Source organism: Gordonia sp. NPDC003424, assembly GCF_053588655.1.
The window spans coordinates 47,561-73,212 of record NZ_JBSFQJ010000021.1 but is presented as its reverse complement, the minus strand read 5'-3'; the positions used below and the strand labels follow the sequence as shown (position 1 = coordinate 73,212).

Annotated in this window: 26 protein-coding genes and 1 pseudogene; 14 read left to right on the top strand and 13 right to left on the bottom strand. The window is 68.9% G+C overall.

Going from position 1 to position 25,652, the window contains the following annotated elements; translation table 11 throughout:
* Nucleotides 1-495: 495 nt before the first annotated feature.
* On the bottom strand, nt 496-1,920 hold the full coding sequence (locus ACWDTI_RS23325; RefSeq protein ID WP_449740504.1) for an MDR family MFS transporter: 1,425 nt from the start codon (nt 1,918-1,920) through the stop codon (nt 496-498).
* A gap of 72 nt (nt 1,921-1,992) precedes the next feature.
* On the opposite strand from ACWDTI_RS23325, the gene ACWDTI_RS23320 reads away from it, so the two are divergent.
* Nucleotides 1,993-2,631, top strand: coding sequence for a TetR/AcrR family transcriptional regulator (locus ACWDTI_RS23320; RefSeq protein WP_449740503.1), 639 nt, complete (start codon nt 1,993-1,995; stop codon nt 2,629-2,631).
* 10 nt (nt 2,632-2,641) lie between these two features.
* A complete protein-coding gene (locus ACWDTI_RS23315) occupies nt 2,642-3,418 on the top strand; it encodes an enoyl-CoA hydratase (protein WP_449740502.1) in 777 nt (258 codons plus the stop codon).
* A 350-nt stretch (nt 3,419-3,768) separates the two neighbouring features.
* Here the strand turns inward: ACWDTI_RS23315 and ACWDTI_RS23310 are convergent, their stop codons facing one another.
* The 5 genes from ACWDTI_RS23310 to ACWDTI_RS23290 all read right to left on the bottom strand — a co-directional run bounded on the left by ACWDTI_RS23310 (nt 3,769) and on the right by ACWDTI_RS23290 (nt 10,334).
* Nucleotides 3,769-4,914 (bottom strand): acyl-CoA dehydrogenase family protein, encoded by a 1,146-nt coding sequence (locus tag ACWDTI_RS23310; RefSeq protein WP_449740501.1) that lies wholly within the window; start codon nt 4,912-4,914, stop codon nt 3,769-3,771.
* A 19-nt stretch (nt 4,915-4,933) separates the two neighbouring features.
* Entirely contained in the window at nt 4,934-6,169 is a 1,236-nt protein-coding gene (locus ACWDTI_RS23305; protein ID WP_449740500.1) for an acyl-CoA dehydrogenase family protein, read from the bottom strand.
* Between the two features lie 115 nt (nt 6,170-6,284).
* Complete coding sequence (locus tag ACWDTI_RS23300; protein ID WP_449740499.1) at nt 6,285-6,578, bottom strand: YiaA/YiaB family inner membrane protein; 294 nt, start codon at nt 6,576-6,578, stop codon at nt 6,285-6,287.
* Nucleotides 6,579-6,626: 48 nt separating this feature from the next.
* Nucleotides 6,627-7,847 (bottom strand): AI-2E family transporter, encoded by a 1,221-nt coding sequence (locus ACWDTI_RS23295; RefSeq protein WP_449740498.1) that lies wholly within the window; start codon nt 7,845-7,847, stop codon nt 6,627-6,629.
* 93 nt (nt 7,848-7,940) lie between these two features.
* On the bottom strand, nt 7,941-10,334 hold the full coding sequence (locus tag ACWDTI_RS23290; RefSeq protein WP_449740497.1) for an acetyl-CoA acetyltransferase: 2,394 nt from the start codon (nt 10,332-10,334) through the stop codon (nt 7,941-7,943).
* 220 nt (nt 10,335-10,554) lie between these two features.
* Here ACWDTI_RS23290 and ACWDTI_RS23285 point away from each other — a divergent pair, with 220 nt between their 5' ends.
* The gene (locus ACWDTI_RS23285) at nt 10,555-11,085 is read left to right on the top strand and encodes a hypothetical protein (protein ID WP_449740496.1); all 531 of its coding nucleotides are present in this window, start codon (nt 10,555-10,557) and stop codon (nt 11,083-11,085) included.
* Between the two features lie 32 nt (nt 11,086-11,117).
* On the opposite strand, the gene ACWDTI_RS23280 is transcribed toward ACWDTI_RS23285, so the two are convergent.
* Both ACWDTI_RS23280 and ACWDTI_RS23275 read right to left on the bottom strand, forming a co-directional pair.
* Nucleotides 11,118-11,582, bottom strand: a complete 465-nt coding sequence (locus ACWDTI_RS23280) for a hypothetical protein (RefSeq protein WP_449740495.1) — start codon at nt 11,580-11,582, stop codon at nt 11,118-11,120.
* Nucleotides 11,579-12,166, bottom strand: a complete 588-nt coding sequence (locus ACWDTI_RS23275) for an RNA polymerase sigma factor (RefSeq protein WP_449740535.1) — start codon at nt 12,164-12,166, stop codon at nt 11,579-11,581. The genes ACWDTI_RS23280 and ACWDTI_RS23275 overlap by 4 nt, the downstream gene beginning before the upstream one ends.
* Before the next feature lie 189 nt (nt 12,167-12,355).
* Here ACWDTI_RS23275 and ACWDTI_RS23270 point away from each other — a divergent pair, with 189 nt between their 5' ends.
* Genes ACWDTI_RS23270 through ACWDTI_RS23240 form a run of 7 tightly spaced genes read left to right on the top strand, consistent with a single transcriptional unit; the run spans nt 12,356 to nt 16,323 of the window.
* Nucleotides 12,356-12,880: an Asp23/Gls24 family envelope stress response protein gene (locus ACWDTI_RS23270; RefSeq protein WP_449740494.1), complete on the top strand. Its 525-nt coding sequence runs from the start codon at nt 12,356-12,358 to the stop codon at nt 12,878-12,880.
* On the top strand, nt 12,880-13,191 hold the full coding sequence (locus ACWDTI_RS23265) for a hypothetical protein (protein ID WP_449740493.1): 312 nt from the start codon (nt 12,880-12,882) through the stop codon (nt 13,189-13,191). The genes ACWDTI_RS23270 and ACWDTI_RS23265 overlap by 1 nt, the downstream gene beginning before the upstream one ends.
* Nucleotides 13,192-13,208: 17 nt before the next feature.
* A complete protein-coding gene (locus ACWDTI_RS23260) occupies nt 13,209-13,391 on the top strand; it encodes a DUF2273 domain-containing protein (RefSeq protein ID WP_449740492.1) in 183 nt (60 codons plus the stop codon).
* Nucleotides 13,384-13,839: an Asp23/Gls24 family envelope stress response protein gene (locus ACWDTI_RS23255; protein WP_449740491.1), complete on the top strand. Its 456-nt coding sequence runs from the start codon at nt 13,384-13,386 to the stop codon at nt 13,837-13,839. Before ACWDTI_RS23260 ends, ACWDTI_RS23255 begins: the two co-directional genes overlap by 8 nt.
* Nucleotides 13,836-14,438: a DUF6286 domain-containing protein gene (locus tag ACWDTI_RS23250; RefSeq protein WP_449740490.1), complete on the top strand. Its 603-nt coding sequence runs from the start codon at nt 13,836-13,838 to the stop codon at nt 14,436-14,438. The genes ACWDTI_RS23255 and ACWDTI_RS23250 overlap by 4 nt, the downstream gene beginning before the upstream one ends.
* Nucleotides 14,435-14,992, top strand: a complete 558-nt coding sequence (locus ACWDTI_RS23245) for a hypothetical protein (protein WP_449740489.1) — start codon at nt 14,435-14,437, stop codon at nt 14,990-14,992. The genes ACWDTI_RS23250 and ACWDTI_RS23245 overlap by 4 nt, the downstream gene beginning before the upstream one ends.
* Complete coding sequence (locus tag ACWDTI_RS23240; protein WP_449740488.1) at nt 14,989-16,323, top strand: wax ester/triacylglycerol synthase domain-containing protein; 1,335 nt, start codon at nt 14,989-14,991, stop codon at nt 16,321-16,323. The genes ACWDTI_RS23245 and ACWDTI_RS23240 overlap by 4 nt, the downstream gene beginning before the upstream one ends.
* Here the strand turns inward: ACWDTI_RS23240 and ACWDTI_RS23235 are convergent.
* Together ACWDTI_RS23235 and ACWDTI_RS23230 are read right to left on the bottom strand one after the other, a co-directional pair.
* Entirely contained in the window at nt 16,305-17,231 is a 927-nt protein-coding gene (locus tag ACWDTI_RS23235) for a hypothetical protein (RefSeq protein WP_449740487.1), read from the bottom strand. The genes ACWDTI_RS23240 and ACWDTI_RS23235 overlap by 19 nt on opposite strands.
* Before the next feature lie 82 nt (nt 17,232-17,313).
* Complete coding sequence (locus ACWDTI_RS23230) at nt 17,314-17,880, bottom strand: HhH-GPD-type base excision DNA repair protein (RefSeq protein WP_449740486.1); 567 nt, start codon at nt 17,878-17,880, stop codon at nt 17,314-17,316.
* 39 nt (nt 17,881-17,919) lie between these two features.
* On the opposite strand from ACWDTI_RS23230, the gene ACWDTI_RS23225 reads away from it, so the two are divergent.
* A complete protein-coding gene (locus tag ACWDTI_RS23225; protein ID WP_449740534.1) occupies nt 17,920-18,414 on the top strand; it encodes a hypothetical protein in 495 nt (164 codons plus the stop codon).
* Nucleotides 18,415-18,474: 60 nt separating this feature from the next.
* A pseudogene (locus tag ACWDTI_RS23220) lies at nt 18,475-19,961 on the top strand (sugar porter family MFS transporter).
* Nucleotides 19,962-19,974: 13 nt separating this feature from the next.
* Here the strand turns inward: ACWDTI_RS23220 and ACWDTI_RS23215 are convergent.
* The 3 genes from ACWDTI_RS23215 to ACWDTI_RS23205 form a co-directional block, all read right to left on the bottom strand.
* On the bottom strand, nt 19,975-20,652 hold the full coding sequence (locus tag ACWDTI_RS23215; protein ID WP_449740485.1) for a lysoplasmalogenase: 678 nt from the start codon (nt 20,650-20,652) through the stop codon (nt 19,975-19,977).
* 16 nt (nt 20,653-20,668) lie between these two features.
* Nucleotides 20,669-21,532: a hypothetical protein gene (locus tag ACWDTI_RS23210; RefSeq protein WP_449740484.1), complete on the bottom strand. Its 864-nt coding sequence runs from the start codon at nt 21,530-21,532 to the stop codon at nt 20,669-20,671.
* Between the two features lie 291 nt (nt 21,533-21,823).
* Nucleotides 21,824-22,732, bottom strand: coding sequence for an Rv1157c family protein (locus ACWDTI_RS23205; RefSeq protein ID WP_449740483.1), 909 nt, complete (start codon nt 22,730-22,732; stop codon nt 21,824-21,826).
* A gap of 298 nt (nt 22,733-23,030) precedes the next feature.
* Here ACWDTI_RS23205 and ACWDTI_RS23200 point away from each other — a divergent pair, with 298 nt between their 5' ends.
* Nucleotides 23,031-24,035, top strand: coding sequence for a thiamine ABC transporter substrate-binding protein (locus ACWDTI_RS23200; RefSeq protein WP_449740533.1), 1,005 nt, complete (start codon nt 23,031-23,033; stop codon nt 24,033-24,035).
* Nucleotides 24,011-25,639 (top strand): ABC transporter permease, encoded by a 1,629-nt coding sequence (locus ACWDTI_RS23195; protein ID WP_449740482.1) that lies wholly within the window; start codon nt 24,011-24,013, stop codon nt 25,637-25,639. The genes ACWDTI_RS23200 and ACWDTI_RS23195 overlap by 25 nt, the downstream gene beginning before the upstream one ends.
* Nucleotides 25,640-25,652: the final 13 nt, after the last annotated feature.

The window sequence follows — 25,652 nt, the reverse complement described above, 5'->3', positions numbered from 1 at the left end:
CGGGCAGTCCCCGTCGCTGGTCGAGCGGGCCGCCTTATCGCTGGTCGGGCGGGCAGTCCCCGTCGCTGGTCGAGCGGGCAGTCCCCATCGCTGGTCGAGTAAGCGACCGAGCGCCAGCGAGGGAGCGCATCGAGGCCACTTCGGTTGGTCGGCAGGTGATCTCGATGCGGCGCCTCGCTTCGCTCGGTGCCTTACTCGATCAGCGGATAGGGGTCGTGCCGGACATTGTGGCCTCCTATCGGGCCGACCCGTCGTTGGTCGAGTAAGCGACCGAGCGCTAGCGAGGGAGCGCATCGAGGCCACTTCGGTTGGCCGGGAGGTGATCTCGATGCGGCGCCTCGCTTCGCTCGGTGTCTTACTCGATCATCGGGGGAGGGCCGAGGATTGTTCGTTGATCGGGTAAGCGAGGAGCGATAGCGACGAAGCGCATCTTCCGTTGATCGAGTAAGCGAGGAGCGATAGCGACGAGCGCATCGAGATCGCCTGCCGCAGGTGTCATCCCGCCGCTGCACCCGCCGGCCGTGATGGGAGCGCCATGCAGATGACGATCGCGACGACGGTGAAGCCGACCGCCCACCAGTACGCGATGTCGAAGGCATGTGCGCGATCGCCGAGGGTCAGGGCGCCGGACATCGAGGCCTCGAGGATCACCGCGAGCAAGGCGGTGCCGAACGCGCCGCCCACCTGCTGGGCCAGCCGGGTGATGATGCTCGCGTGCGGGATCTCCGCGCGGTCCAGGCCGACGAAGGCGACCGCCATCACCGGGATCATCACCGCGCCCATGCCGAATCCGCGCACGAGCAGCACCGCCATCAGCCACCAGTCGCTGGTGTTCGCATCGGCGACGGCGAACGGGATGGTCGCGGCGCCCATGATGACGAAACCGGAGATCGCGACGATCCGCGCGCCGATGGTGTCGGTGTATGTGCCGGCCAGCGTGCGGCTGAGCAGCGCCCCGATTCCCTGGGGGATGAGCAGTAGCGCGGCCTTGAGCGCGTCGGTGCCGTGCACGATCTGAAAGAACAACGGCAACAACAACATCGAGCCATACAGTGATGCGCCGGAGAGGAACAGAACCGCCGAGGACGAACCCACCGACCGGCGCCTGAGTAGGGTCACATCGACCAGGGCGGTGGTGGGACGGCTCGCTGCCCAGCCGACGAAGGCCGCCACCAGGACCGCGCCGGCCACGACGGGCAGCCACACGTCGGTGCGGGCGAAGCCGCCGTCGCCGTGCACGTTGGAGAGTCCGTAGAGGATGCCGACCAGGCCGGGCGAGACGAGCAGCAGGCCGACGGTGTCCAGGCGCGCCCGTCCGCTGGGCTCGTCGGGCGGGACGAACTTCCAGGCGAGGGCGAACCCGATGACGCAGAACGGCACGTTGACCCAGAAGAGCCAGGGCCAGTCGCCCCAGTTCAGGATGACGCCGCCGACGACCGGTCCGAGGATCGGGCCGAGCGCGGCGGGCAGACTCACCATCGCCATCAGCCGACCGAGGTTCGCGGTGCCGGGCATCTGCTGGATGGCCAGCGTTGCCATCAGCGGCATGAGGATGCCGCCGCCGACGCCTTGGATCACCCGAAAAGCGATGAGGCTGGGCGCATTCCACGCCAGACTACAGGCGATCGAGGCCAGCATGAAGATCACCAGTCCGGCCAGCCACAGGCGTTTGCCGCCGAAGCGAGCCTGCGCCCAGCCCACGACGGGAATGGTCACACCCAGTGCGAGGAGGTAACCGGTACTGACCCACTGGATCGTGGACACGCCCACGTTCAACTCGCGGGCCAGCGTGTCCAGGGCGATGCTGACGATGGTCGCGTCGAAGATGACCGCAATGCCGCCGACGATCAGCACGAGAGCGGTGATGATCGCCGACCGGGGGATCGGCGGAGCGGCCGACGGACTGCTCGGTGTGGTCATGAGGTCTCCCTGCCATGCAAGAAACAGTCGTGTATCTAACAGAACCGTACGCTCTGGCGTTAAGATACACAAATGAGTCTTGATGTGGCGCGCCCTCGACGACGTCGCGGCCGCCAACTCGAGGAGGCGATCCTCGATGCCGCCTGGGCGCAGTTGGCCGAGTCCGGGTACGCCGGGTTCACCATCGAAGGTGTCGCCGAGCGGGCGGGGACATCGCGGCCGGTGATCTACCGACGGTGGAAGGATCGCGAGGAGCTGGCCGGAGCCGCCATAAAACATGCGCTGAACCGCAGGTCGCACCGTGAACCGGACGACACGGGGTCGCTGCGCGGAGACCTGCTCGCCATCCTGCGGCGAGCGAACGACAACCGCGGCCAGACCGCGGCACTGATCGTCGCCATCGTCGGCGCCTACCACTCGGAGACCGGGCGAACATTCGCCGACCTGCGGGAAGAAGCGTTCGGCGAACGCGCCACCGCGAACATGAACGCGATATTCGACCGTGCGGTCGCCCGGGGCGAGGCGGACCCGGCGCGCCTGACGCCGCGCGTCCGATCGGTGGCCTTCGACCTGTTCCGGCACGATCTGATGATGAGCATGGCGCCGCTGTCCGAAGCGGCGATGGCCGCGATCGTCGACGAAGTGGTGCTACCGCTGGTCGCCCCGCGTGCTACAACCGAGACGAGTAGCGCGCACGCCGAGGATCGATGAGGAGACCGTCATGTCGCAGGGTTCGGTTGAGGTCGAGGTCGACGCCCCGCTCGGGGTGATCACGCTCGTGGAGGCGAAGCGGCGCAATCCGCTCTCGGTGCCCACGATGGCCGCGATCACCGACGCGCTCGGGCGACTCGGGACCGATTCGGCGGTCCGGGTGATCGTCATCCGCGCGCTCGGGCCGGCCTTCTCGGCCGGTCACGACCTTCGCGAACTCGTCGACCGCACCCTCGACGACGAGCGCGCGGTGTTCGCCGCCTGCACCGAGTTGATGACGGCGGTGCACGCCGTGCGGCAGCCGGTGATCGCCGAGGTCGCCGGCATGGCCTTCGCCGCGGGCTGCCAGCTCGTCGCCACCTGTGACCTCGCGGTCGCCGGGCGCTCGGCGCGCTTCAGCACTCCGGGCGTGCGGATCGGGCTGTTCTGTTCCACCCCGATGGTCGCGCTCACCCGGGCGATCGGGCGCAAGCGCGCGATGAAGATGCTGCTCACCGGCGACATCATCGACGCACCCACCGCCGCCGACTGGGGACTGGTCAACGACGTGGTCGACGACGACGAACTCCCCACGGCGGTCCGCGATCTCGCGCTGCGCATCGCCGAGTCGAGCACCTCGACGCTGGCGATCGGCAAGGAGGCGTTCTACCGGCAGATCGACGCCACCGAACCCGACGCGTACACCCTCATGCAGGAGACTATGGCCACCAACGCGATGACCTGCGATGCGCAGGAAGGCATTTCGGCCTTCCTCGACAAGCGGGATCCCGTCTGGACCGACTCCTGAACCCCGCTGGGAGTTCGGGCAGGTGATCTCGGTCTCGATGCGCACGGCTCCTTCGTCGCCGCGCTTACTCGACCCACCGGATGCGGCGCCTCGCTGCGCTCGGAGCCTGATCCGAAGGGTCCTCCCCGTTGATCGAGTAAGCGAGCGAGCTTGCGATCTCCTGCCCGGTGATCTCGATGCGGCGCCTCGCTTCGCTCGGGGCCTTACTCGATCAGCGGGGGGATGCGCGGGGCCTCGGGGCCTTACTCGATCAGCGGGGGGATGCGCGGGGCCTCGGGGCCTTACCCGATCAGCGAGGGGACTCGGCGCCAGCATCACCTGGCTTACCTGATCAGCAGGGCCGCTCGTGATCAGCGTGCGGTGAGGGCCCCGTATCTCGCGAGATGCGCGTCGGCGGAACCGAACTCGTACTCGATGACGGTGAGGCGCCGGAAGTAGTGCCCGATCGCGAGTTCCTCGGTCATGCCCATGCCGCCGTGGAGCTGCACCGCGTTCTGCCCGATGAACCGCGCCGCGCGGCTGATGGTCGCCTTCGCCGCCGACACCGCCGCGGCGCGTTCCGGGGCCGGCGCGTCCAGCGTCAGGATCGCGAGATACTGTGCGGCAACGGATTGTTCGAGTTCGATGAACATGTCCACCATGCGGTGCTGCAGCGCCTGGAAGTGACCGATCGGCTGACCGAACTGCTGGCGTTGCTTGCTGTACTCGACGGTGTCGTCGAGGACCTTGCGCATCGCGCCGACCGCCTCGGAGACGACGGCGGCCGTCGCCTCGTCCCACGCCAACTCGAGAGCATCGAGTGCCTCGCCCTCGGTGCCGATCAGGCCGTCGGCGGGCAGCCGCAGATCGGTGATGGTGATGTCGGCGGCGCGGCGGTCGTCGACCGTCCGCACCGGCTCCATGCGCAGGCCGTCGGGTACACCGTCGGTGAGATCGACCAGGAAGAGGGAGATCCCGTCGCGGTCGGCCACGTCACCCGACGTGCGTGCGCTGACGAGCAGGTACTGGGCGAGCGGAGCGGTGGTGACAACAGCCTTGGCGCCGTTGAGGATCCAGCCGTCGTCGGCGCGCATGGCCGTCGTCGACACCCGGCCCGGGTTGCCGCCGGAGGTGTCCTCGAGAGCGGCCAGCGCGGTGAGTGCGGTGCCTTCGGCGATCGCCTCGGCGACCGCGAGTGCGTTCTTGTCGTCGAATCGCGCAAGGAGTCGCGCACCCAGGACGACGGTGTCGACGAACGGTTCGACGACCAGCGCGTGTCCGAGCGCCTCGGTGACCACCATGAGTTCTTCGGGTCCGCCGTCGGCGCCGCCGACCGATTCCGGCAGCACCGCGCCGATGACCCCGAGGTCGTCGGCGAAGGCGCGCCAGATCTCGGGCTGCCAGCCGTCGCCGATCTTGGCGACGTCACGGCTGGTGTTGAGGTCGTAGCGGGTGTCCAGGAACTTGGCGAGGCCGTCGCGCAGCAGTTGCTGTTCGGGCGTGAGGGTGAAGTCCATCTGTTGTTCTCCTGCTCTCTCAGCCCAGTCCCAGAGCGGCCTTGGCCAGGATGTTGCGCTGAATTTCGTTGCTGCCGGCGTAGATCGAGCCCGCACGATCGTTGAGGTAGTGCAGCGGCGCGACGGCCTGCCACGCCTCGCCGCTCACGTATCCGTCGGCCGGCGGAATGTACTTCTCGATCGGTCCGCCCGGCTTGGTGGCATGCGGCTGATAGACGCGGCCATGTGATCCGGCCGCCTCCAGGCTCAGTTCGGTGATCTTCTGGCTCAACTCGGTGGCCAGGATCTTGAGCATCGACGCGATCGGCCCCGGGTCCTTGCCGGAACTCATCGTCGCCAACGCCCGGTATTCGAGGACCTCGAGCACCTTCGCGCGCACGCGGGCATCGGCCAGCTTGTGGATGAACGCCGGGTCCTCGCTCAGTGGACCGCCGAGGGGACCGGTCACCGACTTCGCCTCCTCGGCCAGGTTCTCGGTCATCACCTGCAGCGCGGGTGCGGCCGCACCGCCGCCGCGCTCGAACACGAGCAGGTACTTCGCGACCGTCCAGCCGTCGTCGATCTGACCGAGCACGTTCTTCTTGGGCACCCGGACGCCGTCGAAGAAGACCTGGTTCTGGACTTCCTCGCCGGAGGCCATGACCAGTGGCTGGATCTCGATGCCGGGCGAGGTCATGTCGATCAGGATGAAGGTGATGCCCTGCTGCTTGCGCTCCTGCTTGGAGGTCCGGACCAGGCAGAAGATCCAGTTGGCCTCCTGCGCGTGTGTCGTCCAGATCTTGGAGCCGGTGACCACCAGATCGTCGCCGTCGCTGACGGCGGCCATCGTCAGCGACGCGAGGTCGGATCCCGACTCGGGTTCGGAGTAGCCCTGGCAGAAGAAGACGCTGCCGTCGAGGATGCCGGGCAGGAAGAAGTCCTTCTGTTCCTGCGTGCCGAAAGCCATGATGGCGTGCGACACCATGCGGATGCCCATCGGCGACAGGGACGGTGCCCCGGCGAGGACCGATTCGCGGCTGAAGATGTAGTGCTGGGTGAGCGACCAGTCGCAGCCGCCGTATTTCACCGGCCAGGCGGGCGCGGCCCATCCGCGTTCCTGCAGGATCGCCTGCCAGTGCATGGACGCCTCGTGATCGGCGTACACGCTGGTGTTCAGGCGGCCTGCGGCGCGTAACTCGGGGGTGAGTTTCTCGTCGAGAAACGTCCGCACCTCATCGCGGAACGCGATGTCGGCGTCCGACCAGGTCATGTCCATCGGGCTGTCACCCTGCCTCGCATCAGGCCATCAGGATCGATGGCATATCAAATATATGTGATGTGAAGGAGGGTACTGGACGGGCAGCGGGGAGCAAAAGGGGGAGTCCGACGGGTCAGGCGATGCGGTTGAAGGGGTCGTGGTCGGCCATGATCTTGTCCATGCGCGCTTCGTCGAGGCGTGCCCGCACGGTGCCCTGCTCCTGCCGGTCGCGGACGACCTTCGCGAGGGTGAAGGTGCTCGAGGTGAGGAACATCAGGGTGATGCCGAGGAATCCGCGTTGCCACGGGTCGATCGGCAGGTAGGCGATGCCGACGACGGCGGTGGCGAGGCTGATGCCGAAGGCGATGGCGGCCTGCAGGAAGTAGGCGGCGGTGGTGGGGGTCTGGGGAATCTCGGTGTTGGTCATGGCAACCAGATTCGGCCATCGCGCCGGGGTTCACATGCGTGCGACTACTCAATCGGATTGCGTAGACGCGCGCGATCCGGCGTTCGGGTCGTCCGGGGACGCATCGTCGTCGGCCGATGATCTGGCCGCCGGGTGCGGCTCGATGGGCGGTTCCTCGCCCTCGGCCTCGGCCTCTTCCTCCTCTTCGGCCACCTCCGCGATGGCGGCGGGTGCCGCAGACGTGAGCAGCACGTCGGCCCAGCGCGTCGACGGGTCGATATCGATGAGCAGGGCCTTGCACATGAGGGTCAGCGGCACGGCCAGGATGGCGCCGAGCGGGCCGATGACCCACGCCCACACCACCAGCGACAGGAACGTGAGGGTGGTCGACAGTCCGACGGCGTCGCCGACGAACTTGGGTTGGATCACCGACTGGATGATCACGTTGATCACGCTGTACACGACGATCACCAGCAGCATCTTCGACACGCCGCCGTCGAGCAGTCCGAGGAGCGCGGGCGGGATGACGCCGATGACGAACCCGATGTTCGGGATGTAGTTCGTGATGAACGAGAGCAGACCCCAGAGCGCCGGCAGCGGAATGCCGATGAGCCAGAGGGCGCCGGTGTCGAGGACCGCGACGATCAAGCCGAACACGGTGGAGACGAGCAGGTAGCTCCGGGTGCCGTGGGCGAACGAACTGAACGCGGCGGCGATGTCGGATCGTTGGCCGCGCACCACCGCGATGCGTTTGTCGTAGGACAGTGCGTCGGCGGCCATGAACAGCAGCAGGGTGAGGACCAGGATCACTGCCGAAGCGACGGACAGGGTGCTCGACAGCACGTCGCTCAGGTAGCCGACGATCGTGCTGGGGCTGACGTGCGACAGCGTGTCCTGCACCTTTTCCTGACTGACGCCATGATCGGTCAGGAACTTCTGGAAGTTGTTGATGAGGCTCTGCATCTTGTCGCTGTACTCGGGCAGGATCGTGGCCAGCCGGGCGACCGAGAAGACCAGCGACGCGAAGATCCCGATCAGAATGCCCCACAGCACCAGCAGTGTGGTGAGGTATGCGAGCCACGTCGGCATCCCCTTGCGGCGCATCCAGGCCGGGATCGGTTGCACGGCGACGGTCAACATGAGTGCGAGGAACACCGGACCGACGATGCCGCGGATCTCCTTCAGGCCGCCCACCGTGATCACGAGTCCGGCAAGCGTGAGCAGCACGATGGTGCCGCGAGGAATCGACCAGTGTTTGTCCGAGTCGGTCACCGATCCGTCAACAGTCATCGCACGCCTCTCCGTGACACGGCGACGCGCCGTGAGTTGCGCTGATCGTAACGTCGCAGAGGCGTAGACCGCTCATCCCGGGGTGATGACTTGTCAGCGTCCGGTCCATCGGGGTTCGCGCTTGGTCACGAACGCGGTGATGCCCTCGACGGTGTCCTTGCTGACGAGCAGACCGTCCATGGCCGACAGCGTGCGATCGATCGCGTCGATCCGGTCGGGGATGTCGGCCACCGCGGCCATCGTCTCCAGCGACACCCGCACCGATGTCGGTGAGGCGGCGAGGATCTCGTCGGCGACCCGGCGGGCCAGCGTCATCACCTCGCCGGCGGGTGCGACCCGGCTCACCAGCCCGGCGGCCAGCGCTTCGGCGGCGTCGAGCCGGCGGCCGGTCAGGATCATGTCACGGCCGAGCGCCGGGCCGATCGCCTCCGGCAGCCGGACGAGTCCGCCCGCCAGCGCGGCCAGCCCGACCTTCACCTCGGGCAGGCCGAACGTCGCACGTTCGTCGGCGACGATGATGTGACAGGCCAGCGCGATCTCCAGCCCGCCGCCGAGCGCATACCCGTTGACGGCGGCGATCACCGGTTTCGGCAGGTGCCGGCGTGAGGTCAGGCCGGCGAATCCGTTCTCCGGCATCTCGAGTCCGGCGCCACTTGCGGTGTGCGCCAGATCGTTTCCGGCGGAGAACGCCCGATCGCCGGCGCCGGTGAGGATGGCGACCCAGAGGTCGGGGTCGGCGATGTAGGCGTCGAAGACCGAATCGAGTTCGGCATTGGCGGCCGGGTGCAGCGCGTTGCGCGCCTCGGGCCGGTTGATGGTCACCTCGAGTAGGTGGCCGTCGCGGTGAATCCGGATGTGCTCGTAGGACTCCCGGAATCCCGGTGCGGCGATCGGGTGTCGGCGGCGCATCGCCGACCGGTCGACGAACACCCGGTTTCCCTCGGCGTCCGACCGGACGTGCACCCGGGTGCCGATGGGGTCGTCGGTGGCCAGCAGGTCGAACATCGCGTCGTCGTGGGGCTCGACATTGGCGACGAATCGTGCGCCGTCGTCCATCCGGCCCAGCACGACCCCGGTGCGGCGGCCCGATCTGCCGGGCGCCACGGTGAACGACTCGATGGTGGCGGGCCCGTTGGCCGCTCGGCGTTGCGGGACCTGCTCTGCCGCATCGAGAACCTTCTGCAGGTCGGCCGATTCGTCGTCGCGCCACTGCGTCGGGCGGGTCGAGTAGACACCCACCGACGTCTTGGACAGCAGACCGCCGTTGGCGACGACGAGGCCGTAGGACCCGGGTGAGCGTCGGACCCGATCGACGACCTCGGCGATCGCATGGAGGGAGTAGTTGTTGCCGGGGCCGCCGAAGAAGGGCAGACCGCCGGTCAGGGACAGTCCACGTGGATCGTCGGGCGCGATGCCGAGGGGATCGATGACGTTGGACACCGCGATCGGGAAACAGCTGTAGAGGTCGAGGTGATCGATGTCGTCGATGCCCACCTCGGCGACGTCGAGTGCGTGCCGGACCGCGACCGCGGCAGCGGGGGCTCGCGACAGGTCGGGCCGGACCATCAGGGTCTGCTCGACGAGGTCGGCGTGACCGTGCAGGAACACCCACTTCTCGGCGGGGATGCCGAGGGACCGGGCGGTCGCCACCGAGGTGAGCACCACGGCGGCGGCCTGATTCACCTGGTCACGGGCGACGAGGAGGCGGGTGTACGGGTCGGCCACGACCCGGTTGTCGTCGGTGACGGCGGCCAGTTCGCCGGGGGTGCGGACGGTCGGCGCGGCGGCGTGCGGATTGGCCGCGGCCACCACCGACAGCGGGGCGAACAGCTCGCCCATCGCGGCGGCGTACTCGTCGCGGCTCAGGCCGAGCCGGTGCCGTCGGGCGTTCTCCAGCACGGCGTACTGCGTCATCGGGGCCAGCAGATGATGCCGCGCCTCCTGCGCCGAGGTGAGCCCGGCGATGCCGTACCCGCGATCGGTGAGCTGACCGCCCACCCGCTCGCTGAAGTCGGGGCGTTCGGCCTCGTCGACTTCCTTGCTGAGATGTCTTGTGGTGGAGATTATTTCGGCGCCATAGAGCACGACTGCCGCGGACCGTCCGGCCGCGATCTGGCCCGCGAACTCGGTCAGCAGGCTCTGCGGGCTCTGGCCGCCGGTGACCCCGAGGACCGCGCGGGGCGGATCCATGCCGATTCGCTTGGCGATGGCGCGCGGCATGTTGTCGGGCCGGCCGAGGGGTGAGGTGGAGAGTGGACTCGATTCCTCGAAAGTGCGGACGCCGACGACGGTGTCGATCTCGGCGGCCACGGCGGCGACACTGATCCCGATGTCGGTGAAGGCCTGTTCGACGGCGAGGGTGGCCAGATCCGCTTCGCACAGCGCGCGATAGTCCGGGTCGCCGAGTCGCTCGGACGACTGGCCCACACCGACGATGACCGGCGTGTTCGGGGCCAGGGCGGACAGCGGCTGGGACGGCGACGACATCGGACGACCTTTCGGTTCCTCGAGCGGGTCGATGACAGGGTGCTCGCTCTATTTATCCATCCGCGCCCGATGCGGCGTTCACCGGCCCTGTAACAGGTTCCTATTCCTGGTTCACGGCGCCATTACGGTGTTACAGTGATTACAAGTAATTACCGTGACGGTACGTGCCACGGCTGTCGCCTCGCACGTCAGGGCGCGGGCGGAGAACAAGGAGAAGAACATGACCGACACCGATACATCCATCGCCGGGTGGCTGACGGGCCGACTGCCCGACGACCTGTTCACCGGAACCCCGGAAGTGACCGTCGACCGTGAGGAGATCACCATCGTCGGCACCATCGAACCGCCGGAGTACGCGGCGAGTGGCGATGCGGCGGCCGACGACGCGGGTCGCCGGCAGGCGGAGGCCGGACGGATCGCGCGTTTCCGCGAGTCCACGCGGGAGCGGCGCATCGAGGTGGCGCGGGAGGCCGAGCACCGGTTCGACCGCAAGGTCGCCTGGGGGGTGCGGTGCGGCGAGTCGTCACAGCTGTTCACGCACCTCGCGGTCCCGGTGATGACGCGGCTACGGCAACCTCAGCGGCAGGTGCTCGACACCCTGGTCGCCGCCGGAGTGGCCCGCAGCCGTGCCGATGCCCTCGCCTGGTGCGTGAAACTGGTCGGCCAGCACACGGATTCGTGGCTCGCGGACCTGCGGGACGCGATGAGCCGGGTCGACGAGATCCGCGACGCGGGGCCGAACCCGGCCTGAAATCGGTTACGACGACCGGTTACGACGACCGGCTACGACAGCCACTCGCGGGTGTAGACGTCGCGCCAGTGCACCTCGATGCTGCGCCGCGCCCGTGCGGTGATCGTCGGACCGAGCGCGTCGCCCATCAGGTCCTCCACGACGTCGCGCACATCCTCGGACGCGGCCGGCAGGTCGTCGCCGTACTGTGCGATCAGCCCGATGCGCACCCCGTCGACCGCGTCGCCGGCACCGTCGAGGGCGACGAACACCACCAGCCGCCCGATACTCGTCCGGATGCGGGTTGCCAAGAGCTGCTTGAGGATTCGATCACTCACCCATACCCCGGCGGTATCGGTGGCGAGCACGCGGGCGGGCCGGCGCACCCGCGACAGGTTGGCCGAGATCGACGCGATCAGCCTCTGCACGTCGCCGGCCGGTTCGTCGAGCCGACGACTCGCCTCCACCAGCCAGGCGTCGGTCTCGTCAGAGGCGTCGTCGACGACGATGTCGCTCATGGGCGGACTCCTTCCGAATGCGAGGGTGTGGCCGCGGCGGCGCCGTCGGCCGGTTTCCACGGCGCCAGCCGCACCGACAGATAGCGACGGCTGCGCTGCAGGTGGCCACGGACGGATCCGGTGCTGATCTGCAGCACCCGCGAGATCTCCTGCAGCGACAGGCCCTCCACCTCGCGCAGCCACCACGTCGCGCGCGAGGTGGCCGGCAGCGCCGAGAGTTCACGTCGCAGCGCCTCCACCAGAGAGGCATGCTCGACCTGTTCGGCGGGGAGTGGGGTGGGGTCGGCGATCTCGGCGAAGCGTTCCTCGTCGGTGGGCACGTCGCGGCGCCGGCGGTGGTGATCGACCGTCTTACGGTGCGCGATGGCGAACATCCACGTCCGGAACGAACTGCGGAACCCGAAATCCGGGAGCCCTTTCCACGTGTGCAGCAGCGTTTCCTGCGCAAGGTCCTCGGCGGTCTGCGGGTCGGCGATCATCCGCCGCAGATAACGCAGCAGACCCGGTGACAGGCGAGCCACCAGCACCCGGAAGGCCTCCCGGTCACCGGCGGCGGCCGCCGCCGCCAGTGAATCGTCGGACATCTCCGACAGGTCCACGCCCCGCCGCTCGGCGGCCGGCCTGCCGCCGGCAGGGGCCACCGCGATCGACACCACGCGAGCGGTGTGATCGGCCTCACCAGAAATCGTGCGTGCACTTTCCGCGTCCACTGCGACTGACTCTATACACGGGTCACACGATGACCGAGGTCCGTCGAGAACGAAGGAGTTCAGATGTCAGACGCCGCACAACGCCCGCAGGACGCCGCAACGCCCGGCGTGGCCCCCGCCGAGGTCGCCACCGGTAACGCCGGCACGACGGGCACGAGTCTCGCCCTGGCCGGCAAGGGATCCTCGCTGATCTCCGAGCGTGGCAAGACCTCGATCTCCGACATCGTCGTCGCCAAGATCGCCGGCATCGCGACCCGCGAGATCGACGGCGTGTACGACGTCGGCGGCACCACCGAGCGCGTCGTCGGCAAGGTTCGTGACGTGCTGCCCGGCACCACCACGAGCACCACGCAAGGCATCAACGTCGAGGTCGGCGAGCGGCAGGCGGCCGTCGACGTGTCCATCGTCGCCGACTACGGGGTGGCGATCCACCAGCTCGCCGGCGCCATCCGCCGCAATGTGATCGCCGCGATCGAGCAGATGACCGGACTCGAGGTCACCGAGGTGAACGTCACCGTCCACGACGTCCACTTCGGCGACGACGACCTTCCGTCCGACGACGTCGACGAGCCTCCTCGGGTCCAGTGATGGCCCCTGACCCGCATCCGCCCGCCGGCCCGCCGACCGCCCGCCGCATCGCCGACGCGGTGACCGCCGTCGACGGCGTCACCGGACTGCACGGCGGCATGTTCGGCGAGGTCGCCACCTACCTTCCGGGCGGCCGGGTGAACGGCGTGGTCATCGGCCACGACGGTGTCGCGATCCACATCGTCGTCGACATGTCCCACAACCTGCGCGACACCGCGGCCCGGGTCCGCGACGTCGTCGGCGACCTCACCGGCCTGCCGACGACGGTGACGGTCGAGGACATCACCATCCCGGATGCCCCGCACACCTGAACCGAGGACGAAAAACCATGCCCAACAACGCAACCATCGGACTCTTCGTCGGGCTACTGCTGGCGCTCGCGGTCACCACCGGCGGATTCGGCGGCTTCATCCTGGCCGTCCTGTTCGGCGCCGTCGGTCTGGCCGTCGGGCTGCAGCGCGACGGCACCGTCGATCTGGGCGTTCTGCTGCGGAGCCGGAATCGTGGATGACCGCCAACCCCGCGGCTCGCTGACGATCGCGGACCGGGTGGGCGAGAAGATCGCGGTGCGCACGGCGCTCGGCGTCGACGGCGTCATCGAACACACGACGACGCTCGGCGCGCTGCTGTCCGGTTCGACGCCGGGACGGGCGGTCGCCGGCGGCGACTATCCGTGCGCCACGGTCGACCTCTCCCCGGTGACCCCGTGGGTCGCGATGACCATCGCCGTGCGCTGGCCGACGCCGGTCACCGAGATCTGCCGGTCGGTGCGGGCGGAGGTCGCCGACGAACTCGCGCGGCTGACCGGCATCCGGCCCGACCGCGTCGACGTCACCGTCGCGGCCGTGGTACCGACCGCGTCGATCCCCGATCCGGCCGGCGACCGGCCCGGATTCGTCGAACTGCCGCCCCCTATCGAGACGATCCCCGAGCGCGACGAGCAGGAGGTGCCCCGATGACCACCGAGATCGATCGGCCCGACGACGCCACGCCGGCGACCGCGAAAACCGTCGACACCGCCGACGCCAAGGTCTTCGCGCCGGCCGCCATGCCGTCGGCGACCTGGCCGGGGCTGCTCGTGGGCATCGCCCTGCTGGCCCTCGCGGCGATCGCCGTCCGTGACCTTCTCGTCGACATCGGTTGGCTGTCCGGAGAACAGTGGATTCGTGCCGCCCTCGACCGGGTGGCCGCCATCCGGTGGTGGACCTGGATGTGGCCGGTCGCCGTGCTGGCGATCCTGGCAGGTCTGTTCCTGCTCTGGCATGCGGTGAGGCCCCGGCAGCGGACCCACCTGAGCCTGGCCGGCTACCAGGTCATGTGGACCCGTCGAGTCGATCTCGCCCGCCGGTGCAGCGCCGCGGTATCCGAGGTGCCCGGTGTCGACCACGCGAGCACCGTCGTCGGACGCCGCACCGTGCGCGTGTCGGTCAACGCCGGCCCCGACGTCGACACCGACGAGATCGACCGGGTGGTCGGCACCGTCGTGTCGGCCGTCGACGCGCCGCTGACCGCCCGCGTCGGCTATGTACGCGCTCCGGGCGGAGGTGACCGACGATGAACCGCGGACCCGCCGCGCTGCTGCGCATCACCGTCGCCCTCGTGGGAATCGTGCTGGTGGTCGTCGGAATCGCCGCCATCCTCTGGAAACTGGGCGTCGATCCCGTCCAGACCTGGGTCGACCGGATCGACCAGCGGGCCGGGGCGCGGCTCGCCGACACGGACTGGTGGCCCGTGGTGCTGATCGGAATCGCGCTGGTCACACTGATCTGGGGGTGGCGCCTGATCGCGACCGTCATCCGCCCGGGCAAGGCCGAAGACCTCGTCCTCGCGGGCAGCGGAGCGGAAGGGGAGATGACCGTCGCGCCGAAGCTGATCGCCGACGCGGTCGGCGACGAACTCGCGAGGGCACCGATCCTGCATCGGGTGACGTCGAAGGCCACCGACGACCGCGGCCGGACCATCATCCGACTCACCGTCACCGCCGCACCGACCCATTCGTTCGCCGAGCTCGCGTCGGTCGTCGGGGACGCTGTGGAGGATGTGCGAGAGGCATTGGACGGCAGTGACATTCACGTGCAGGCCCTCGTGCACCTGGAGAGCCGCGCCGGGTGAGACGCCTCGCGCCCGCCGACGCCCTGTTCCACTGGCTGTCGGACGTCATCCCCAACGACCAGTTCCTGCTGTATTGCTTTGCCGATCAACAGGTCCCGTTGTCCGAGATCGCGACGGACCTACGCCGGCGCAGCCGGGCGACGGCCGAACTCTCGCTTCGGGTGCTGGAGGTCCCCGCCACGCTCGACCGGCCGTACTGGGTGGAGCGGCCGCCGTCCGACGATCAGATCGTCGTGCACCCCGGTCCCGCCACCTGGCAGGCGTGTCTCGATCGCCTCGGTGACCTGACGGGCGAATCGCTCGATGCCACCCGCGCCGCGTGGCGGGTCCACCTGTTCGGCCCCATCGCCGATCCGCCGATGGGCTCCGGCGCGGGTGTCGTCGTCGTCCTACAGATCTGTCATGCGCTCGGCGACGGGCGCCGGGCGTCACAGATCGCGCGGATGTTGTTCTCCGACAACGCGTCCGGTGCGGCAGCGGCTGCGATCCCGGTGGTCGACCGACTTCCGGACCGGGTGCTGGCCGGTGGTGCCCTCGCGGTCGGTATCGCGCGGCTGCCCGTCGACCTGGCCCGCACGATCGTCCGTGGCGCCGCCGCCTATCGCGCCGCCCACGCGCATCCGCCCCGACCGTCATCGGGTGTGCCGCCGACCCGCCTCAACCGGCCGCCCGGACCGGATCGCCTGCTGCGCACCATCGTCGGTCCCCGCGACATGCTGCCCACCACACACCCGGTGACCGTCGGAGCGCTCACCGCGGTCTCCCTCGCGCTCGGCAGTCACCTCGGCGTCGGCCCGCTCGCGGTCGAACTCACCATCGGTCGGTCATCAGAAACGCACGCGCGCAACAACTTCCGTAACGTCGGTATCGACCTGCACACCGAACTCGACGACGTGGCCGACCGCGCGGACGCGATCGACGCCGAGATCGCCCGCGCCCGAACCGCTGACGCCGACCCCGTCCGCGTCGCCGAACGCCGCGCATCCGACGCGAGCCCCGCGGCGCTGACCCACTGGGGTGTCGGCCGATTCGACGTTGAGGAGCGACCGGAGACGATGATCGGGGTGACGGTGGTGTCGTCGGTCCACCGGGGCCCGGCCGATCTCACCCTGGCGGGCGGAAAGGTCCTGTGCACCGCCGGCTTTCCGGCGCTCTCGCCCGCCCAGGGGCTCACGCACGGAGTGCACGGGATCGGCGACACCGTCACGCTGTCGGTGACCACCAGCCCGGACATCATGTCGGGGTCGGAGGTGGACGCCTACGTCGCGAGGTTGATCGAGGTCATACGAACGGTGCGGCAGACGTTGTCGGATCAGGTCCGCGGTGGGTGACCGTTGCGGTCGTAGCGTTCGCTGCCGTCGGTCAGTGCGTGGTGGGTGTCGGTCGACTGCTGCGACGATCCGCCGCGGGGCGCGCGGGTGAGTCGCTTCGGCAGGCGGTCGGCCAGACCGCCGAGCGGGGCCACCGTCTGGTTGAGCAGATCGACCGTCTCGGCCAGTTCGTGCACGGTGTCCTGCATCGCCAGCAGGTTCGGCGCGAGTTGGCCGATCACCTCGGTCAGCTCGGTGATCCGATCGAGTGGCCCGTCCGGTGCGATGGCTCGCTCCACCGCGCCGTTCTCGCCGACGAGCTGGTCGAGGAGACCGCCCTCGGCCGCCATCCGGTCGAGCACCCCACCGGACGCGGTCACCTTCTCCAGCACGCCGTCGGGCGCGGTGAGCTTGTCGACGATCCCACCCTCGGAGGTGAGGCGTTCCAGGATGCCCTCGTTCTCGGTGAACTGGTCGACGACGCCGCCGGGACGGGTGAGCCGGTCCAGCGGCCCATCCTTCGCGGTCAGCCGCACCAGGATGCCGCCGTCCTCGGCCATCTGGTCGAGCAATCCGCCGCTCTCGGTGAGCTTCTCCAGCAAGCCGTCGGGTGCGGTGAGGCGGTCGACCACGCCACCGGGATTGAGCAGTCGTTCCAGCGGGCCGCCGGTCGCCAGGATGCGTCCGAACGGCCGGTCCGGTCCGAGCAGCTCGGCGAGTTGGTTGAGCAGGGCGATAGGGGTGCGGGCGCTGCCGAGTTCGTCGCCGCCGAGCCCGAGCGCGATGTTCACCTCGCGTTGCACGCTGTTCGCGGTGAGCCGGGCGATGGTGACCGCCGATTCGGCGGCCGTCAGCACCACGCCGGTGACGGCGAAACCGAGCCGGAACGGCAGCTCGACCGCGCGCGGGGGAGCGTTGTTCGAGTCCATGACCCTGACATTAGGCGATGTCAGGGTTGTCGCGGGAGTGCCCCGCGCGATTTTCCGGGCCGCCATCTCCGCCAGGGCTCGGTCAGGCGTTACGCGCCGCGGCCTTGGCGGCCTTCTTGAAGTCGCGCACCTTCTGCAGGGAGTCCGGATCGGTCACGTCGGCCACCGACCGGAATCCGCTCTTGCCGTAGTCGCCGACGACCTTCGTCCACCCGGCCGGCTTCACCCCGAGCTGCTTGGCGACCAGTGCGGTGAAGATCTTGGCCTTCTGCTCACCGAAGCCCGGTAGCTCACGGAGTCGGGCGAGCAGATCGGCACCCGATTTCGCCTCGGTCCAGATGCGTTCGGTGTCACCGTCGTACTCGTCGACGACGACCCGCGCGAGGGCCTGCACCCGGCCGGCCATCGACCGCCCGTAGCGGTGGATCGCGGGCGGGGTGGCGCACAGATCGGCGAACGCCTCGGGGTCGGCATCGGCGATCGCCGCCGGATCCATCGTGCCGAAGCGATCCCTGATCTTGGCCGGACCGCCGAAGGCACGCTCCATCGGAAACTGCTGATCGAGCAGCATCCCCGTCAAGAGCGCGAACGAATCGGTGGACAATAACTCGTCGGCCGCCGGGTCCTGCGCAATCTGGATTTTCGCCATGGCCTCATCGTAGTTACCCCCTACACTCGCGCCATGGGGATGCGTCGGAGGGGATCGATCGGGCTTGCCGCGGCGGCCGGGGTGCTGGCGGGAACACTGACGGGGACGGGGCCGGCGGCCGCGTACCCGGAGTACACAAGTCCCAATCTGGTCACGACACTGCGCTGCGACAGTGCGAGTCCCTGGCCTAATGCGGGTCCGATCCCCGTCTGGGTCGACGTCTACAACCAGATCCCGTTCCCGTCCGACGGCCTGCCCGCACCGGCGATCTCGTTGGACGCATCGGACCGTTCGCGTGCGTCGGTGATCACCGACTACACCATCGAAACCCGCGTGACCTGGCGCAATCTGGCCACCGGCCGGACGGGTTCGGTGACCGTGCCGACCCGCGCCCGCACGGTCACGTGGCAGGTGGATCTGCATCCGGGGCGCGGGCCGGTCACCTTCACCATCCAGCAGAAGATCGGCCTGATGGCGTTCGTGCTGATGGTCAACGTCAAGACGTCGACGTGCGGGGGACGCGCAACCGCGTGATTCGGATGGTGCTGCCGAGTAGCGTGAGGTTTCTCGCCACCTCGACAGGCAGGACCGGTCATGTCGCAATCGCACCAGAACGAAGTCGCCGAACAGCACACGGCGAAGGTCCTCGGGGTGACGATCGCCGCCGCGGTCGGCGGGTTCCTGTTCGGATTCGACAGTTCCGTCGTGAACGGCGCGGTGGACTCGATCCAGCAGACCTTCGGCCTCGAGGAACTGATGAAGGGCTTCGCGGTCGCGATCGCGTTGCTCGGCTGTGCGGTGGGCGCCTGGTTCGCCGGCCGGATCGCCGACGTGTGGGGTCGCAAACGCGTCATGCTCGCCGGGTCGATCCTGTTCACCGTCTCGGCGATCGGCACCGCGTACACCCAGACCATCTGGGACCTGTTGCTGTGGCGCGTGCTCGGCGGACTGGGTATCGGCATCGCGTCGGTGATCGCCCCGGCCTACATCTCCGAGATCGCCCCGGCACGCTACCGTGGTGCCCTCGCGTCGATGCAGCAGCTGGCCATCACGCTCGGCATCTTCGCGGCGCTGCTCTCCGACAAACTGCTGCAGTCCGCCGCCGGCGACCCGATGAACGACCTCTGGTGGGGCCTCGAGGCCTGGCGCTGGATGTTCCTCGTCGGCGTCGTCCCGGCCGTCATCTACGGCGCGCTCGCGCTGGCGATCCCCGAGTCCCCGCGCTACCTCGTCGGGCGCAACCGCGACGAGGAAGCGGCCCGCATCCTGCAGGAGGTGACCGGGGAGGCGAACCCGCTCGACCGCGTCAAGGAGATCAAGCTGACCGTCAAGCGGGAGGCGGCGGCGTCGCTGCACGACATCCGCGGGCCGTCGTTCGGCCTGCATCCGCTGGTCTGGGTCGGCATCTGGCTGGCCATCTTCCAGCAGTTCGTCGGCATCAACGCGATCTTCTCTACTCGACGACGCTCTGGAAGTCGGTCGGCTTCGACACCGGACAGGCATTCACCACGTCGGTGATCACCTCGGCGATCAATGTCGGCATGACCTTCGTCGCGATCCTCTTCGTCGACCGGATCGGCCGACGGAAGCTCCTGCTCATCGGCTCGGTCGGCATGTTCGTCGGCCTGGTGCTGGCCTGCGTGGCCTTCACCCAGTCGGTGACGACGGTGGTCGACGACGTGGCCGAGGTGTCGCTGCCCAATCCGTGGGGCGTGCTGGCGCTGATCGGCGCGAACCTGTTCGTCATCTTCTTCGCCGCGACATGGGGTCCGGTGATGTGGGTGATGCTCGGCGAGATGTTCCCCAACCGCATCCGCGGCGTCGCGCTCGGTGTGTGCACCGCGGTGAACTGGCTCGCCAACTTCACCATCTCGATGCTGTTCCCGGAGATGAGCAAGGTCGTCGGACTCGGTGTGATCTACGGGTTCTTCGCGTTCTGCGCGGCGGCGTCGTTCTTCTTCGTCCGGGCCAAGGTCCGCGAGACCAAGGGCATGGAACTCGAGGAGATGGATTCGGTGGCGGCCACGTCGCTGTCCGATTTCGAGGCGGTACGCGCGGCCAAGGGGAAGGCGGGAAGCTGACCGGGCGCCCGGTTCACCCGCGGTCGTCGTCGGCCAACCCCGTCACCAACAGCCACTGCGCCGTGAAATAGCTTGCCAGGACCCATGTTTCGGCAATCGCGCGCCACGTCGGGTGGTTCAGGAGGTGGCGCCGGTTGAGGATCGTGAGGTCCGACGCGAGGAACATCGCGCCACCGATCCGCAGACGGGGCTGGGGGAGACTCGCGTCGTCGGCGGTCGCCGACATCAGTGCCAGGCTGTTGCCGTAGGCCCCGAGCGCCGGCAGCAGGCGAGGCCTGTGCACCGCCATCACCGTCGCGGACTCGGCGAGGATAGCGGTGCGCAGCAGCATCCCGGCCGGTCTCGGCCGGGCCCCGCGCCGCATCATCGCCGCGGTCAGGCACAGCTGGGTGCCGGCGAACATACTCGCGCCGAGCAGAAGCCACCGGTCCTCGGCCGACGGGTCGTCGGCGAACTCCTCGAGCAGCATGGCGCGGTCGCCGGCCGCGGAGAACGCCAGCGCACCGGCGAGCACCGCGGTGTCGATCCGGCTGCGGCGGCCGGCGCCGCTCGCCGTCCGGGCCGCGAGCAGCGCGATCGGCAGTGGTTTGGTCAGCGCGGCGACCCGACGACGATGCAGCGCACCGGCCGCGGTGGCCGCGGTCGCGGCGGCGAGGTAACCGGCCGCGAACGCGCGAGATCCGGCCGGCATCCGGGTGCTCGTCGGCTCAGGCCTCGACGATGCCGACTGCCGGGAGGAACGCACAGGTGCGGCCGTCGTTGGTGGCGGTGCCGTACACCGCGGACAGGATCGTGCCGCTGCCGGTCTTCACCGGAGCCAGACGCACACCCGACAGCAGCGGGATCACCTTGAGCGCCGGCGCGTTCTTGGCAATCGGTGTCAGGTCGGCGAAGCCACCCTTCAGGGTCGTCGGGTTGAACCAGGCGACCTGCATGGTGCCGCCGTCGCCGGCCGTGCCCGAGGCCGGTACGAACGCGTAGGCGGTCTCGCCCTTGTCGACGAGGTTGATCTTCGGGATGGTGACGCCGGGGATCGGGAAGGGCAGGACGGGCTCGGATTTCAGCGGCCACGGTCCGGCGACCGCGCCGGCGCCCGCGGTGACGAGGCCGAGCGGGTTGTCGGCGGTGGGAGCGGTGCAGAACGGCGCGACCGACGGGGTCAGCGTTTGCACGCCGAGCTGCTTGAGCAGCGACAGGGCGTCGCCGGAGGCGGCCGGGATCAGTGCGCCGTCGGCGGCGACCTGCTGCGTCGGCAGCAACCCGGACAGCTGGTTGAGACGGTCGATCACGTCCTGCGCCGTGATCTGGCTGGCGCTCCCGACGACGGCCTGCGCGGCCTCGAGCGCCATGCGATCGACCCCGGCGTCCTTGAGCATCCGCACCGCGGCGGCGAGTTCGCTGTCGTACGGGATGGCCGGCACGGTCATCGAGTTCGGCTCGACGACCGGTTCGGCGGCACTCATGCCGGGTGCACCGAAGGCCAGCGCGGCGGTGGCGGCGACACCGACGACACCGGCGCGCAACGCACGACGACGGGAGGCGGACACTGTGCTCGGCGACGTGGCGACCATGCTGTTCTCCTTCATCAACCCCTCACATCCGCGTCGGTGCCACCGGCGCGGGCTGTTACGGGTGTGGCTGGTGTGACTCAAGTTAAAAGAGTTCATCAATCTGCCGAATACTTCAACCCACGAGTCCGTCCTGTGACGTGGCCGCGACCGGTCAGCGACAGCGTGAGCGGATTCGGCCTGTTCACGCAGGTCGGTATGTGTGCGGGATCACACCGCGCTGTGCTCCCGCATGATGCCCAGACGACCGCACCCCCGACCGTTCGGCCGGGGGTGCGGTGCGGTGGGAGAGGATCAGACGATCGCGAGACCGATCACGGGGACGATGCCGCAGGAGATCACGTGCTTGTCCATCACGGTGGTGACGTTGCCGTAGATGGTCGAGACGACGCGGCCCTTGCCGGTCTTCGCGATGCCGGTGAACGTGCCCGGGCCGTCGACGGCGTTGATCTTGGGGTTGCGCTTGAGGGCGAACTGCCCGGTCTGGCCGGTGTCGATGTTGATCCAGCTGACCCACAGCGGATGGGTCCTGCTGTTGAATGCCGGACCGGTGCCCAGTGCCGTGTAGACATACCCCGCCTCGCCGCGCTTCGGTCCGGGGGCGGGTGCCGCCTGCGGCCCCGCGGTCACAAGTGCGCGGCCCAGCGAGTTGCCCATCATGCCACCCGGCTTCTCGGGCGGCATGCAGCCGATGCCGAGAGTCGGATAGAGGAACTCCTGGATCTTGGGGGCGTTCGGGCCGGTCGGGATCTCCGGCTCACCGGGCTTGCGTTCGGCGGCCTTCTGTTGACGGAGCATCTCGTTGCGTCCCGGCTCGCCGAGGAAGTCGATGATCTTCTGCCATGTCTGGGCGACCTGGGGTGGCATTCCGGGCGCGGACGCCAGCGCCCTGGCCTGCGCGATGAGCTGCGGATTGATCTTTCCGTCGGCGCCCTTGGTGGTCACCGCACCGATGATCGCCGGTGCGAACGCGCCCAGGGAGTCCAGCGTGTGCTGGTCCACCTTCATCTTGCCGATCTCCGGCAGGGAGGTGGACGAGAGCGGCGCCGCCGGCGCGGGTGCCGGCGCGGCCTGCGCGACTGCGGGCAGGCCGAGCGATGCGGCGGCGGTGATACCCACCGCGGCCAGCACGGCACGACGGCCGATGCCGGCGGGATTCTTCGGGTGAGCCGCGCGCAGGCTCTGGAGTGCTGACAGGCGCACTGGTCCGGTCCTATCGTCGGTGCGCGACGACGGTGTCGCACACGTTGCGGTCGGTGACTCCGACGCCCCCCGGGACGTCGCGGGTCATTCTATGCACCCACCGACGATGAGCGCTGTGGTGGGACGCTACTCCGAACCTGTGTGACTCCTGTGATTATTGATACAATTGTTATTGATGTGGCTAATGTGAACGATAGATTCTGGTTTCTCTCGTGTCGAGCCTGTCGCGGTCGTCCGCCGGGTGCCGATCTGGTTGGATCGATCCGTGGCGAGACAACGCACCATCCGGGTCCGGGCGATGATCGTGGCGCTGACGGCGGTTGCCGTCCTGGTCGGGGCCACCGCCTGCGGTGACGACTCGTCGTCGACGACCGAGGTCACCCTGCTCACCCACGACTCCTTCTCGCTGCCCGATTCGGTGTTCGACGCCTTCAAGCAGCAGACCGGTCTGACGTTGAAGGTGGTGAAGTCGGGCGACGCCGGTCAACTCGCGTCGACGGTCTCGCTGACGCCCGGCTCGCCGAAGGCCGACGCCGTGTACGGCATCGACAACACCTTCGCGTCGCGCCCGATCGAGGCGGGTGCTCTCGAACCCTATGTGTCGCCGGCCGCGGCGAAGGGCGCCGCCGAGTATGCCGTGCCCGACTCGAACAACGAGCTGACCGCCGTCGACCGCGGCGACGTGTGTCTCAACGTCGACGATGCCTGGTACACCCGCAACCAGCAGCAGGCGCCGAAGAGCGTGCGCGACCTTCGCGAACCGCGATACGCCGCGCAGGCGGCGCTGCTCGACCCCTCGACGTCGTCGCCGGGGATGGCGTTCCTGCTCGCCACCATCGGGTTGTTCCCCCAGGGCTGGCAGGACTACTGGAAGACCGTGGAAGCCGGTGGCGCATCGATCGTGTCCGGATGGGAGATCGCCTACAACCAGCTGTTCACCGCCGGTGAAGGCAAGGGGGACAAGCCGATCGTGCTGTCGTATGCCTCCTCGCCCGCCGCGACGCCGGGGACCTCGGCAATCCTCGACAGCTGCTTCGGGCAGGTCGAATACATCGGAGTCCTCAAGGGCGCCAAGAACTCCGACGGTGCACGGAAACTCGTCGACTTCATGCTGAGCCCGACGGTGCAGGAGGCGCTGCCCGACGCCATGTACGTCTATCCCGTGCAGAACGGGACGAAGATGCCCGACGGCTGGGAGGAGCGCGCGCCGGCCCCGACGTGGACCGTGAACCTGCCCCCGGCCGTGATCGCAGCCAACCGGGAGACCTGGCTGCAGCAATGGCGCGACGCCGTCGGTCGGTGACCGTTTCCCGGCTCGGTTCGCTGGCGTTGCGGGCGGTGCCGGGCGCGTTCATCCTGATCCTGTTCGTCTGGCCGGTCGCGGCACTGGTGGCCCGCGCGGTGTCGGAGAGCTCTGGCGACGGCGTCGGGGTCCTCCTGCAGCGAACGCACGCGTGGCACCTCTTGGGTTTCACCCTTTTTCAGGCGGCGGCCTCCGCGGTGCTGGCGTTGGTGGTCGCGATACCGATGGTCTGGCTCATCGCGCGCGTCCGCATCCGGGGATCGTTGTTGCTCACGGTGATCATCACCGTGCCGTTCGTCCTGCCGACCGTCGTCGTCGGCGTGGCGTTCCGGGCGTTGCTCGGCGGGCCGCTCGGTGTCCTGGGACTCGACGGCGGGCTGTGGCCCATCCTCCTCGCCCACGCATTCCTCAATGTCGCGGTCGTCGCCCGTATCGTCGGTGCGGCGTGGCGCTCGCTCGACCCGCGGGTCGTCGAGGCGGCGTGGACGCTCGGCGCCGGCCGGCTCCGCGCGTTCCTCGGCGTCGTCGCGCCGCGGCTCGCGCCGGCCGTCGGGGCGGCCACGTCGCTCGTATTCCTGTTCTGCTCCACCAGTTTCGGCGTCATCATCATCCTCGGCAACGGTGAGATCCGCACGCTGGAGACGGAGATCTACACCCAGGCGATCGGCTACTTCCGCATCCCCGAGGCGGTGGCGCTGTCGATGCTGCAGATCGTCGTGGTGGTCGCGGCGCTCCTGCTCACCCGACTGTTCGAAGACCCGTCGTCGGGCGGTGCGGGTGGTCGTGTCACCGATACCCGTTTCACGCCCCGCGGCCGCCAGTGGCTGCCGGTGGGCGCGGCGATCGTCTGGACCGTGGTGGTGCTCGTCGGTCCGATCGCGGTGCTCGCCCTGCGGTCGGTGCGCCCGGCGTCGGGCGGCAGTTGGACCCTCGACGGGTACCGCGCGCTGGGGGAGTCGGTCAACGGTGTGACTCCGCTTGCGACACTGCGGTATTCGTTGGTCACCGCCGCACTGGCGATGGTCATCGCCTTGCTCGTCGGCCTGTTGGCGGCGCTGGCACTGCACCGGTCCCGGGGGGTGGCCGGCACCGTCGGTAACGTCGTCGCGACCATCCCGCTCGGCATCAGCGCGGTCACCCTCGGTTTCGGCTACCTGATCGTCCTCGCGTCGATGCCGTCGGAGGTGTCGGACTCCCCGCTGGTGATCCCGTGCGTGCAGGCGCTGATCGCGATCCCGGTGGTCGTGCGGATCACGATTCCGGCCCTGCAGTCCGTACCCGACCGGGTCCGGCAGGCCGCGGCCACCCTCGGCGCCGGGCCGATGCGGGTCTTTCTCACCGTCGACCTTCCGCTGATCGGCCGATCACTCACCGCGGCAGGCGGATTCGCTTTTGTCATGGCGCTCGGCGAGTTCGGTGCGACGAGCTTCCTGGCCCGCGCCGACACCACCACCCTCCCGGTCCTGATCGGTTCGGCCCTCAACCGGCCGGGTGCGCAGAACCTGGCGACCGCGATGGCCGCCTCGATGCTGCTCGTCGCCATCACGACGGGGGCCGTGGTTCTCGTCGAGATGTTCCGGCCCCGGACCGGGACGCCCCTGTAGCGATGGTGGAGAT